11 protein-coding genes are annotated in these 12,111 nt (G+C 61.4%); 3 read left to right on the top strand and 8 right to left on the bottom strand.

The window, feature by feature from the left end; all coding sequences use genetic code 11:
• Positions 1-7: 7 nt before the first annotated feature.
• From GRI32_RS05725 to GRI32_RS05700, 6 genes are all read right to left on the bottom strand, one after another.
• Complete coding sequence (locus GRI32_RS05725; RefSeq protein ID WP_160590376.1) at positions 8-892, bottom strand: ArdC family protein; 885 nt, start codon at positions 890-892, stop codon at positions 8-10.
• Positions 893-1,114: 222 nt separating this feature from the next.
• The gene (gene mobF, locus GRI32_RS05720) at positions 1,115-3,862 is read right to left on the bottom strand and encodes a MobF family relaxase (protein WP_160590374.1); all 2,748 of its coding nucleotides are present in this window, start codon (positions 3,860-3,862) and stop codon (positions 1,115-1,117) included.
• Positions 3,862-5,682: a type IV secretion system DNA-binding domain-containing protein gene (locus tag GRI32_RS05715; protein ID WP_160590373.1), complete on the bottom strand. Its 1,821-nt coding sequence runs from the start codon at positions 5,680-5,682 to the stop codon at positions 3,862-3,864. The genes mobF and GRI32_RS05715 overlap by 1 nt, the downstream gene beginning before the upstream one ends.
• Entirely contained in the window at positions 5,679-6,050 is a 372-nt protein-coding gene (locus GRI32_RS05710) for a hypothetical protein (RefSeq protein WP_160590371.1), read from the bottom strand. Before GRI32_RS05710 ends, GRI32_RS05715 begins: the two co-directional genes overlap by 4 nt.
• Positions 6,051-6,254: 204 nt before the next feature.
• Positions 6,255-6,770 (bottom strand): hypothetical protein, encoded by a 516-nt coding sequence (locus tag GRI32_RS05705; RefSeq protein ID WP_160590369.1) that lies wholly within the window; start codon positions 6,768-6,770, stop codon positions 6,255-6,257.
• A gap of 43 nt (positions 6,771-6,813) precedes the next feature.
• Complete coding sequence (locus tag GRI32_RS05700) at positions 6,814-7,005, bottom strand: helix-turn-helix transcriptional regulator (RefSeq protein WP_079640299.1); 192 nt, start codon at positions 7,003-7,005, stop codon at positions 6,814-6,816.
• A 490-nt stretch (positions 7,006-7,495) separates the two neighbouring features.
• Between GRI32_RS05700 and GRI32_RS05695 the strand changes: the two genes are divergently transcribed.
• On the top strand, positions 7,496-8,476 hold the full coding sequence (locus GRI32_RS05695; protein ID WP_160590367.1) for a GSU2403 family nucleotidyltransferase fold protein: 981 nt from the start codon (positions 7,496-7,498) through the stop codon (positions 8,474-8,476).
• Between the two features lie 338 nt (positions 8,477-8,814).
• The gene (locus GRI32_RS05690) at positions 8,815-8,982 is read left to right on the top strand and encodes an Arm DNA-binding domain-containing protein (RefSeq protein ID WP_237437418.1); all 168 of its coding nucleotides are present in this window, start codon (positions 8,815-8,817) and stop codon (positions 8,980-8,982) included.
• Between the two features lie 446 nt (positions 8,983-9,428).
• Here the strand turns inward: GRI32_RS05690 and GRI32_RS05685 are convergent, their stop codons facing one another.
• Positions 9,429-10,370 (bottom strand): CPBP family intramembrane glutamic endopeptidase, encoded by a 942-nt coding sequence (locus tag GRI32_RS05685; protein ID WP_160590365.1) that lies wholly within the window; start codon positions 10,368-10,370, stop codon positions 9,429-9,431.
• A gap of 31 nt (positions 10,371-10,401) precedes the next feature.
• Positions 10,402-11,217, bottom strand: coding sequence for an AraC family transcriptional regulator (locus tag GRI32_RS05680; RefSeq protein WP_160590363.1), 816 nt, complete (start codon positions 11,215-11,217; stop codon positions 10,402-10,404).
• Positions 11,218-11,432: 215 nt separating this feature from the next.
• On the opposite strand from GRI32_RS05680, the gene GRI32_RS05675 reads away from it, so the two are divergent.
• Positions 11,433-12,032: a TetR/AcrR family transcriptional regulator gene (locus tag GRI32_RS05675; protein ID WP_160590361.1), complete on the top strand. Its 600-nt coding sequence runs from the start codon at positions 11,433-11,435 to the stop codon at positions 12,030-12,032.
• The last annotated feature ends 79 nt before the right edge of the window (positions 12,033-12,111 follow it).

The following is a 12,111-nucleotide window of genomic DNA, read 5'->3' as shown; positions in this document are numbered from 1 at the left end:
CGATGCGTTAGGCCCCTGGCTTAGTAAGCCAATCCGCAGCCTTCGCCGCCGCACTCGCAGCGGTGAAGATCGCCCGATTGTCGGCCTTAAGCACCTTGAGCCAGCTCGCGAGGTAGCTAGCGTGATCGGGGCGCGGGCTGGTGGAAAGGCCAAGGTCGCCACAAAGGAAGGCTGAACCAAGCTCGGCCACCAGTTCTTCCATGGCATAGGCATCGTCACCGAACCGTTTCCCAAACGTTCGCGCAAGGCGGTGATCAGCGCCAGACCAATGGATGAGCTCGTGCATCAAGGTTGCGTACCAGTTCTGCGCCGCGCTGCCGCTGGCCGTTGCGAAGAACCGCTCGCGGTCTGGCATGGTGATCGTGTCGGTAGAAGGGGTGTAGTGGGCGCTGTCGCCATGGATGCGCACGCTGGCACCTGTGCCCGCAACGAAGCTGTCCGTCTGCGGGATAGGGTCGAAGTCTTCGCCGTCCGGCACTTCGGGCATGGCGAAGCCTTCGACCTGACTGGCGTTGAACACGTGCGAGGCCTGCGCGAAGATGCGGGTCGAGCTGTCCGATTCCTTGGCTTGATCGTCATCACGCTTGTCGAAGACCTTGTAAAACACGATGGGCGAAGCCTTCTCGCCCTTGCGGACCTGAGCGCCAAGTGACTGCCACTGGCGATAAGTCGCCCAGAGGCCATGTCCGAAGTCCTGCGCTTCGGCACTGGCCCAAAGGGCAAGTACGTTGACGCCGCGATAGGCTTTCCCAGTCGTCGCATTCATGGGGCGCGAAAGCGGTGCGGTGCTGCGATGCCAAGGGAGCGAGAATGTGGCCGTGCCGCGTTCAAGGGCAGCGATGATCTGGTTGTTGATCGTGTCGTAGATGCTGGCGGTTGTGGTGCTAGCCATGGTGAAAATCCTTCGTCCAATCGTTGGGAACGCGGATGAAGGGACGGGCCGGATTGGTCGGGCGGGTCAGCGGTTACGCGGAACAGGCAACACGGGAGGGCGTGAGCCCGAATGGAGCGGGCAGGCTGTTGATCCCGCCCGGCACGGCCTGTCGAAGAGGAGCGGTTCATTCCAACGGCAGGACGAAGGACGCCATGGCCTGCCATCGCCGGGGATATTCGATCACCCCATACCTGCACCCATCGCCTTTGACTTGACGGCCTCCGGAGTGCTCGCGGTTATGGCCGTCTGCTTCTCACCCGCGCGCTCATAAATCGCACGGACAAGCCGGTCCTTATCATCGGTTACAACCACCGCCTCTGCCTTGGCGCGCGAAAGCGCGACATAGAGCATCTTCTGATCGACCAGGTTGGCGGAACGGCTGTCGGCGTGGATCAGGACACGCTCGGCGGTCTGGCCCTGCGCGGCGTGGGCGGTCTGGGCATAGGCGTGACGCAAATGGGTGTCGCGAGGATCAGAAAGATCGAGGTTCTGCTCTCGTCCGTTGGCGAGCGTCACGGCTGCCAGGCCACGTTCGGAATCGATGCGAGTGACGGTCCCGCCAAGGCCATTGACCCGCCCGGCCTCGCGGTCGTTGCGGGTGAACTGTACGCGGTCGCCGGTGCGCAGCTCCCTTGGTTTCGGCTCGAACACCTCGGCTTTGCTCGCGCCCCACTGCCGGGGATGCCAGTCCAGCGACCGTCCGTCGAGGCCTTCGAGGGCAATGCGCCCGCGCTCGGGATCGACAGCGGAAATCGCGTAGCTCTCGCCCCGGCGCACGCCTTTGGCGGCGTAGTCGTGACTGAACCGGACGACATCGCCGATGGCATAGCTTGCTGCCTCGCGCGCCTCTGCGCGGGTCAGGCCCTTCGCTTCGAGCGCGTCGAACCTCACGGCATTTGCCGAAAGCTCGCCGCGCACGGTCAGCTTCCTGCGGATCATGTCGGTTAGCCTGTCCCGGCCTTCGCGGGATGGCTCGATTACCAGCGTTCGTGCGCGCTCTGAGGATGACAAGGCCAGATAATGCCGGGCCATCTCCCCAAGGCGAGCATCCGGCGTTGCGCCTTCGATCACCTTGCCGCCGCCGCGTTCAAGCGCGGCCAGGGCCTTGCCTGCATGGCCCTCGATAGAGGCCATTACGGCTTCGCGGGTTCCGGCATTGGTCTGCCGGACGACCTCGGCAAGTTTCGCGGTCGCCATGCCTGCCTGCTGCAATTGTGCGAAGGCTGCGCCCGCGCCAACCGAACCCAGCTGCTTCACGTCGCCGACCAGAACGAGCCGGGCTCCGGCCTTGTCGGCACGGGTCATGAGTTTCGCCAAGTCGTGGGCAGAAAGCATCGAGGCTTCATCGACGATCCAGACGGTATCCTTTCTCGCTGTCTTCGCCTCGGGCGCGAGCAGGTGCCGCGCCACCGTATCGCCACGCAGGCCGAGCGCTTCGCCCAGCACGGTCGCCGCCGAGGCGGTTGGCGCAAGCGCCGTCACGGCAAGTCCGTGCCGCCGCGCCTCTCGCGCGAAGGTGGCGAGCACGGTGGTGGTTTTGGCGGTCCCGGCATAGCCCTGAACCGCAGTAACGCGGTCGCTCGAGGTGAGCAGGTCTGCGGTCGCCCGCTTCTGGTCATCGGTCCAGGCATAGCCGGACCGGGCTGATTGCCGCGCCACGCGCTCGATGGTCCGTGCTGCTGCTACCGGACTGGCGAGCGATTGCGCCATGCCGCGCCCGGCTTGCGCAAGCCGCAACATGGTGCGCTCGGTGTCGATGGCCTGGGGTGTTGTGAACCCGGCAAACTCCGCCCCGCGCCGGTCAAGGAAAGTGCGCGGGACAAGCTCGCCGCGCTTTCCGGCCTCGGCAATTGCTGCGCTGATTGAACCGTGCCCGACATGACCAAAGGCAAAGTCCCCGGCCTCGCGCGCTAGCGTGCTGGCCGAGAACACCGCCTCGCGCTCGGATAATTTCGCAGCTGCCCATGTCACCGCCTGCTGTGCCAGCAATTCCGGACTGGCCGTAGCTTCACTGCCCTTAGCCTGCTCTCTTGCTTCACCGATCAGCCTGTCTCGCGCTGCCTTATCGAACCCGTTCGCAGCGGCAGTCGCACGCCAGTCGGTCCGAAGGTTGCGATGATCTGCACTGGTCTTGGCCTCGCGCGTATCGAGCGCGGCGATCTGCTTTTCGGCGGCGCTCGCCTCCGCACGGCTCGTGCCGCGCTCGGCGAGCCGGGCATCGATGGCCGCGGTGCGCTGGCTCAGTGCATCGATGGCCTTCTCGGGAACGCCTGCGATTTCGAAGAGCGAGTCCTTGCTCACCTCGATCCGATAGCCCAGTGCGGCGACACCGTGCGCCAGCTCTTGCCGGTAGATCGCGCCGAGCTCCTTTTGCAGCTGATATAAGGCGCGCGGCTCCAGACTGCGCCAGTTGCCATGCTTGTCCTGCGTGGCGTTGAGGATAACGCCGTGGGTGTGGAGCTGCGGGTCCTGTGCCCTGCTCGTGGCATGGCGAAAGGTAGCGATGGCAAGATTGCCGGTCGTATCGCGTCGGACCTCGCCGCCTTGCCTTACACGTGTTGCCGCCATGTGCTTCTCGACATGGGCGAGCGCCACCTTAACCGCCACGCCGTGCGCCTTGATCAGCCGCTTGTCTCCGGCAACCTCGGCCATGATCGAGACCGATTTGGGCGCGGACAGGGTGATGTCCCAGCCAGGGCGATGCTCTACCTTCCCATCACGGGTGGTGCCGAGCTGCTGTCCGGCAATGCGGCCTTCGAGCAGTTCGGCGAACTTTTCGCGATCCACTTCGCCCGACAGGCCCAGCTTCTCTGCTGCCTCGCCAAACCAGTCGGACGGAGCCATGCCACCTTCGGCATAATAGTCGTCGGCTTCGTAGTAGCTCGCCGCCTGACTGGCACTCGACAGCGCCGAGACCGATGCGACCATCAAACCGGTCCCGGTTTAGCATCGGGCTCGGCACCCTTCGCGATCTCGCTCACCCGGCTCCACAGCGTATCCGCCGGATCGCCTGGCACGTAACCGGGCTGACGAGGCTCGCCACGGCGGTTGATGTGATCAGCGGTAAGACCGATACGCGCGACTGGCAGGCCATCGGGAAGCAGCAGGTAGCCCTGATGCGGACTGAGCCGCAATTCGCTTTCAAGCACTGCGGGGCGGAACTGGCGCTGGGTCGCGATGGTGGTGCGCGGCACTTCGCTGCCAATTGACAGTGTGTCGGTGGCAACGCGCAATTCCACCTCGCACTGGCCGATGGTTTCACTCGCCCATTTGCGGGTTTCCTGATCGACGGTTTGCAGGAACAGCTTGGTGTTGCAGCACGCCAGCATGGCCTCGGCGATGTTCGCGCCGTAGCGATTGCGCATCTGCCCGAGCGCCTGGAAGGTCAGCACAATCGCTGCGCCGAACTTGCGGCCCTCTGGCAAAAGACGCGCAAGGTTCTCGACACGGGGCAGGTCAGCCAGCTCGTCGAGCACGAACCAGATGCGGCGGTCTGGCGAGGGCGACAGACCCAGCACCGCACTCGCCGCGCATTCGAGCCAGCATGCCATGAGTGGCTTGGACGCTTCGAAGTAGTCTTCCTTGCGGGGGACAAAGATCCACGGCTTTGCACCCTCGCACTCGTCCAGCTTCGCGATGAAGTCGCGGAAGGCAAAGCGGTCCTCTCCCTCATCTTCGACCTTCAGGAATTGGATCAGGTTTGCCGCCTTGGCGAGCATGAACAGCACACTGCCGGTGGCACGGTCAGCATCGTTGGCAAAGGTGCGGGCCGACGACGTATGTCCCAGCCACTCCTTCAACTGCTCCTTGTCCTTGACCTGCAAGGCTTCGAGCAGGGCTTCGAGGCTGCAGTTCTTTTCCGCCCAGAGCGAGCGGATCATGTTGGCGACAAGAATACGGCTTGTTTCGAGCCAGACATCATCATCCTGGCTGCTGGTTTCCGAAACCAGCTGGCGTGCAATCCGGTCGGCATCGGCGGGATGCGATATCTCGTCGAACGGCGTCCAGAAGGCGCAGCGCGCATCGAAGGGATTGAGGATGATGTCACCGCGCGCGGGGTTGTAATAGTGAGCTATGAACTCGCCCGATGTGTCATAGACCAGCGCCGCTTCGCCGCGCCTTTCGATTCCATCGAGCATCTGGCGAAGGACAGTGGTCTTGCCGCTGCCGGTGGTGCCGAGAAAGGCAAAGTGACGGGTCTCGATCCGGCGCGGAATTGGGACCGGACCGATGCGCAGGGCGTCCCTGCCGCAAAGTAAAGTGGTCTGTGCCGCAACATCCTCTTCGTCCGCTACGCGAGTGCCGCCGATGACCCGGTCGGCAAGCGTATCCTTGCCTTGCTCAGACATCGATCTTTTGACCACAACCGATAGGAAAATGCCGATGGCCAGCCCCGCGAGCGTGCCTCCAATTACCTGTCTCACAGTCCAGAAGAAGTTCGCGGCAGTTGCGGGATCGTTGGCAATAACGGAAGCGGGGACGATCAGCCTCTCGCCGTTGACCGTGATCCTCATGTCGAAATCCTTGCCAGCGAACTCGCCCAGCAATGAGAGTGCCTTTGCTCCAATGAAGTGACCCACAGCAGCTATCTCTTCCGGACCAAGCCGGAGCAGCGGGGTGATGATCGCTCCTGCGACGCAGCTGAAAAGAAGGAGCTTGGCAAAGAAGCCGAAGCGTTGCTGCCAATGCGCCATACGCACGCGCCAAAGGGCATGGGCGCGGGTGACAAAATCGATGTTCGAATTCATGGCTCGATCTCCAGAGCAAGCGAGCGCTGGCGCTCGAACGCGTCGCGCGCTTCGCCTGCAATTGTCTCGTCGGTTTTCTTCGTGCCCAGCGCGGCATGGCGGGCGTAAGCGTAGGCCGCACAGGCGGTGAACAAGGTACGATCGAGCACCCGTTCAGCCTCGGCGAGGCGCGCCGATATCGCCCCGATCTCGTGCGCCAGTTCTGCGAGATCGGTCTCCTTGTCGGTGCCGTGAAGCATGGCGAGAAAGCCTGCTTCCACGACCCGCGCCAGCATGGCGTAGTCGCTCAGCCCTCTGCGCTTGGCGAAGTCAGCCAGCACCCGGTATTGCGACGGACTGAGGCGCACTGTCTGTGCCCGCGCACTCATCGGTCCGCTCCAGCGGCGATGCTATCCGCCATCGCGAGGAATGGCGGAATTGCGCGGGTTCGGGGCCTGCTGCGCGGGCGAGATGCTATCCGCATCCCGCCAAACCCGCAGAAATCCTCGATGCACACGTGCGTGGGGTGTGTATGAAAATTACGGGTCCGATACGCAGTATCGTGGCCCCTTCTTTCCCCAGTCTTTCTCCGGTCAATTGGCATGGGTGTCTTGCTCCATGCATACCGTTGGAGGCGTCGCAGACAGGATCAGATTGCGGGCGACATAATCGTCGAAATAGCGCTCGCGGGATTGGCGCGCAGGCAACTGGCGTTCCGCCATGTCGGGGCGCGTAAACCAGCGAAGTAGCGCGAGGTCGATCGCTGACCGGACTTCATCTGCGAGCCGGTTGGTCTCTTCTGGCGTGAGGTCCAGCCACCCGAATTCGGTGCGAACCTGGCTGCCGAGCGGATATCCGGTTCCGTCCCGGCTCCTGTAGATCGGGCCCTCGACAGTGAGGCAACAATCTTGTCCCTCAAACCGCTCACGGACCGGGCGTTCGTACCAGAGCCAGGGCTGCAATGTGTGTCGACGGGCGCGCCCATCGGCATTGTCTTCAACGAGCAATTCGACGAGCTGGGCCGCGCGCACTTCTTCGTTGCTCGGAAGGCGAGTGATCAGCCAGCCATGCTTCTGCAGGACCGCGTTGATCATGGAAAGGATAGACATGGGGGAGATGCTTTCTGCGGGCCATTGCCCGCCTTGGAGGGGGTCAATAGCTGCGCAGGGGGAGGGCTTCGATCCACTCCTCGATGTCAGTGGAACGCCAGCGGATACGTCCGCCGCCAATGTCTATCGGATGAGGAAAGGCACCCCGGCGGATGCGTCGCCAGATCGTAGTCCGGCTGCGAATGCCAGTCAGGCGCATGACCTCATGGCAGGTGAGTAATTCGATATTCGACATGACAGATTCCTTTGCTTCAAGGTTCTGTCACCGTTGCCGCTTGTCCCCTGCGACGATGGGTTGCTTTCAGTTTGCCGCTACGGATCGTGCAATCAGATGTTCAACTCAGCGCCACCCTTGGCTTAGGTGACGCTCGCCAAGCTATGCGAATCGCAATGATGTAGGAAAGAACAAAAATAGAACACATGCCGTTCCGCATTGGCGGTTGGACGATGTTGGATCGCTATGCACAGTCCGGGACGGGAAGAATTTTTCTCTCCAGTGCCCGCTTCAGGCCCATGCAGTTCCGAATCTACGGTTCTGGTGCAGCGGAAGACCGATTTTCGCGTGAATTGCAGCTTGAGTCGATATGACAAGCAAACGCGCTTTCGCTTTGCACGTCGATACGCACATGCAAAGAAAACGCGAAAATCTTTACACGTTGCGCCGGTTCGAGCCCATTTATCCCGCGTTTATTGAAATTTGGAAAATTGTGGGATAAATCGCAGCGATGGCTGTGATCCAACCCTTCTCCGCAGAGCAGGAACGCGCGCTCATCAACATGCGCCAGCGCTATGACGCGTGGATCGAGGCCGAGCGCGAACTCTATTCCATGCCTTACGACCTGAGGCGCAAGAAGGTCGGCGAATACGAGTATCTCTACGAGATCTTCGATCGAAGCGGGAACGGGAAGAGTCTCGGCGCTTGGGGCGACGAAAAGCAAACCCAGTTGGAGGAATACAAGGCTGCAAAGGCTGCTTTGAAGGAGCGTCGTGACGGAGCGCGGGATGCCCTTGGCGAGAGCAGCCGGATTGCGCGCGCGTTACGCTTGCCGCTCCTTTCGGCGGACGCAGGCCCTATCCTTCGAGAGGCAGACAGGCGCTCGCTTCTCGGCAGCCATCTGCTTGTGGTCGGGACAAATGCGATGGCCGCCTACGCGCTAGAAGCTGCGGGCACTTTCCGCGACGTGCCGGACGAAACAGAGGACTTCGATCTCGCCTGGACGGCTGACGAACCGGAAGACGGAACGCAGCTTTGGGACATGCTCAAAGCGGTCGATCCGACATTCACGATTAATACCGAGCGGGAATTTCAGGCGCGCAACGCGAAGGCCTATGAAGTCGAATTGCTGGTAGCACCATCGCGTGTCGAAACGCTGGCCGGAAAGGATCGGCCACGACCCGTTCCTCTACCCGAACAGGAATGGCTCTTGCCCGGTCGGCGGGTAGACCAGGTCGTCCCGTGCCGTGATGGCAGCCCGGCACGTATCGTCGCACCTGACCCCCGCTGGTTCGCGCTCCACAAACTCTGGTTGGGTGCACAGGCAAAGCGGAACCCGCTCAAGCGGCGTAAGGACACGGTGCAGGGAGCGGCGCTGCTCGACGCGGTTGCCGAGGCGATGCCCCAATATTCATTGGGCCACGAATTTGTGAACTGCCTGCCTGATGAGCTAGTGCCCTATTGGGAGGAGTGGGCGAAGGCGCGCGGATAGCTCCTGAATTCAGTCACTCGGTTGGGGCAAAATGGCTGGTCTTTCCCATCAATTTGCTGTAAAAGACGGGCTTTGAAATCATTAGACTTTTTCGAGGATGGGACCCAAATCCTCTGGTAAAAATGCATTCTGGGGGCACCAACGGGGGCCTCACTTAAGTAACCAAGGTCAAGATTCTCGCAGTTTTGCGACATTCTGAGAGCGGTTCGAGTCCTCTTCTGGCACCATTTTCCTGTTTCTCGATGCCCCCCAAAGTATCGACAAACCCCGGTAAATCTGCCATTTATTGTCCCGTAATGTCGCTCATTGTTCGCGACTGCATCTGGGAAATCCCCCAAATGGCGCTCAAAGACACAGAAATCCGTGGTTTCAAGCGGCAAGCCAAGCCTTACAGGAAGGCCGATGCGAAGGGCCTCTATGTCGAAGTCTTTCCAAATGGATCGCGGCTTTGGCGTTTCAAGTTTCGCATTGCCGGGAAAGAGAAGTGGCTGGCTCTGTGGGCATAGACAACTTCGTGCACACCGGACGCAGCGGTGCCGCTTTTATTTTCCTAATAGTATCAATTGTTTGAACCGCAAATTTCGGGTGTGCATCGACCGATTTGGGCGCAAGTCACGACTTGGATCGGCAAATCGGAGACAAATCACCTCTCGGCAAAATACCGCAATTAGGTGATATTTCTATCCTGGATGTGCATCATTCGGAGTTTTGAGCAATTTGCGCCTTTGGGTTCCCGGTACGCCTTATCTGGAGGCTTGTGGAACCGGGATAGTGCCAGATTCTAGCCTGCAAACTGTCCAATTGTGCTGATACATTGCTTCCAAAACTTCGACGAAAACTGGGCCGAAAACAGACCGTCCGCTTCCAAGCGTGACGACGGGCTCAGCTGCCGCTTGGTCGGTTAGCTGCCTTAGTCCGTACCCGCCGACAAAGCCGCCGTTTGCCGGGGGCTTCATGTGGATTCCCGCGTTGTCGTTTCGCTGCCTCGTTCCGGTGCTCGCTGTGCAGTGCCCCGGGCGCCTCCGGGCCATGCCAGCAGGAGCAGCGTGCCCGCAGCGAGCAGGCCGATGGTCAGTACACTGCCTTCGGGTCCAGCAGGGCCTCCGGTCAGGACGTCCGGACCAGTGGGCGTCAGTTGCACAAGCAAGGCCGGCAGCTTCAAATCGAACCCGGTGATCGGCACGGCAAAGCCGACGCCTGTGATCCAGTTCCAGCCCGCATGCCAGCCCATCACACCCCAGATGCTGCCCGCGCGCCAGGCCCAGGCGCAAGCAAATAGACCGAAGGTGAAGGTCATGATGATTTCGCGAAGCGGCTGGTGCGGTGAAAAGTGCAGAAACGCGAATGCGCACGAACTAGCGATAAACCCCGCCGCCAGGTTCCAGCGACGTGTCGCCGTGGAGAGCAGCCAGCCACGGAAGATGAATTCCTCTACCCCAGATTGAAAAGCGAAGCAGGGCAGCAGGATCGCTATCCAGAACAGCGATGCGGTAGAGGAAAAGGCAGGAAGAACATCTCCGCCGACAAAGCCCCCGGCGAGCCAGATCGAGCCGACCGTCAGGGCGATCATGCCCACTCCTATCGCCAATCCGGCCATATACTTGTGCAGCCGTCGCTCGCCGGTCAGGCCCATGGTCGCGAGGCTGCGGCGCTCGACATACCGCGACCAGGCCCAGACGGCAGCGCCCATCCCCGCGAATGGCAGCAGCAGGTTCAGGCAAAACCCGAACGCGGAGCTTGGCTGTCGGGTGGCGTCCATCACGCCAATCCATTCCAGGCCATAATCGAGCGGGAGGCTGGAGAATGCGACAAGCAGAATGCAGACCACTGGCGAAAGCCAGGCCCAGGGCAGCCAGCCGCCATGCGGTTCGGGCGAAAAGATGGTATGTTTCATTCCGGCTGTTTAGCCCGCGGGCTGGTCAGGCTTATAGAATGATTGTGCGTGTCGGTCCGGACCGGTGCCAGGCCAATGGCGTGGTTCCAAAAGTGCGCCTGAAGACCCGGCCAAAGTGGCTCTGGTCCGCGAATCCGGCCTCGTGGGCAGCTGCGGCCATGCCAAGCCCGCTGCGCAGCAGCTGTCCAGCTCGCTCAAGCCTGCGGCATTGCAGATAGCGATAGGGGCTGGTCCCCAGCATCGCACGGAAGTCGCGCGAAAGCTGCCAGCGGTCATAACCGGCGAGTTCTTCGAGCTGATCGAGGTTCGTCCCGGGTGCAGGAACGCTGTCGAGGAATTCTCGCACCCGCATCACGGCTTCGCGATTGACACTCCGCCTGGCCGGCGGACCGCCTTCGCACCGCTGCATCGCAGACACAAACTGGTGGAGTGCGTCCTGATAGCCGAAAAGCTCGTTCCCGGCAGAACACATCGCGATCAGTCGAAGCGCCGAACCGACCAGATCGGCGTCGGTTGAAACCCCTTCAGCCAGAAATGGAAGCGCGGCACCCCCGACCACAGTCTGGACATGAGCAGGCGGAAGATAGGCCGCCCGATAGGAAAAGCCGGCCTGGTCGCAGCAGTATCCATCGTGCAGCTCGTCCGGATGCAGGACCATCACTTGTCCGGGCTGCGACTGCCAGCGCTTCCCCAGATAGTTGAACGACTGCACCCCAGCTGTGGTCACCGCGATCGTATAGGTATCGTGGCGGTGCGGCGAAAACGCGCCCACGCGAAGTTGCGCGTCAATCAGTTCGACCCTGGAAACATCCAGACCGGAATCGCGATTTTCCGAATTGAACTGCATGCAATCGATATCGCCCCTGAACAGGCTGTCCGCAAGTGTCTAGCCCTTCGACCAGTGTCGAATTGATGTCCGCATTCAGGCAATCGGTCGCGGAGCGTCCATGTCCGACATTGGGGCGCAAAGCGCAATGGCCGGTTCTGCAGCTCATGAGGGCGAGGGCGGACGATTGCTGAAAAACTTGATCAATCGGCCTTTGTAAATGTATACCGCTCGATATGGAAAAGACCGCCACGAGAGGACGCCCGCGCGAGTTCGATTTGGACCAGGCGCTTGCTGCGGCCCTGCGCGTATTCTGGACCAAAGGGTACGAAGGCGCCTCGTTGACGGATTTGACAGAGGCCATGGGCATTACGCGGCCCAGCCTCTATGCCGCGTTCGGCAATAAGGAAGCGCTCTTCCGGCAGGCGCTCGACCTCTATGGTGAGGAGAAGCTCGCCTATGTCGGGCAGGCTCTGGCTGCAGAGACTGCGCGCGGTGTGGCCAACAACCTCCTGTATGGTGCCATCGACACGGTGACCGGAGAGGAGTGCCGCGGCTGCATGGGCGTGATTGCGTCCGTCGCCTGCCAGAGCGCCGAGGAATCGATCCGCGACGATGTGGCGCGGCGCACCGAGTCGTCGCGAGCGGCGCTGGTGGCGCGCATGAGGCGGGCGATTGCTGATGGCGATTTCACTGTGCCGGTCGATGCCGAGGCGATGACGCGCTACCTGCTTGCCGTGCTTCAGGGCATGGCGGTTCAGGCTGGCGCGGGCGCAAACCGTCAGCAATTGCAACAGGTTGCGGAGGCCACTCTGGCTATCTGGCCCTCGCGCTAGACAGCGACAAAATGCTGCAGTGCGAAAAAAATATCGAGCAGTATAGAATTCCCGCTTGACCTGAACGCCAGATTACATA

It is taken from the genome of Alteraurantiacibacter aestuarii (assembly GCF_009827405.1).
Lineage (GTDB): Bacteria > Pseudomonadota > Alphaproteobacteria > Sphingomonadales > Sphingomonadaceae > Alteraurantiacibacter > Alteraurantiacibacter aestuarii.
Note: the sequence above shows the minus strand (reverse complement) of the source record. Positions and strands in the feature narration are given on the sequence as shown.